The 399-nt window shown below is 72.4% G+C and carries 1 protein-coding gene; it reads right to left on the reverse strand.

The annotated features are described in order from the left end of the window. Window positions 1-399 (reverse strand): condensation domain-containing protein (locus HG542_RS34290; RefSeq protein ID WP_171088350.1); only part of this gene is annotated, 399 nt, incomplete at both ends.

Here is a 399-nt window from a genome sequence, read left to right on the forward strand (position 1 = left end):
CGGCCCGTAGCCGATGCCCTTGTCGGGGACCGTGCGCAGGCTCTCCTTGACGGCCCGGATGCTCTCGCCGAGCTCGGCGCCCAGGGGGAGCCGTACCGGGTACAGCGTGGTGAACCAGCCGACGGTGCCGGAGACGTCGAGTGCGGGGTCGATGTCCTCGCGGCCGTGGCCCTCGACGAGGACGTGGTGGGTGCGCCCACCGTCGACGGCCTCCAGGGCGCAGCCGAGCGCGGTCAGCAGGAGGTCGTCGATGTGCGTGTGGTACGCGCGGTGCGCCGGACCCAGCAGGTCCCGCGTGTCCTGCTCGCCCAGGACGAACTGTTCGGCGTGCGCTGCACCGGCCCCGGCGGTGAACCGGTCACCCGGATGGAAGTCGGCGAGCAGGTCGTTCCAGTAGGC

The organism is Streptomyces morookaense, assembly GCF_013030945.1.
GTDB classification, from domain to species: Bacteria; Actinomycetota; Actinomycetes; order Streptomycetales; family Streptomycetaceae; genus Streptomyces; species Streptomyces morookaensis.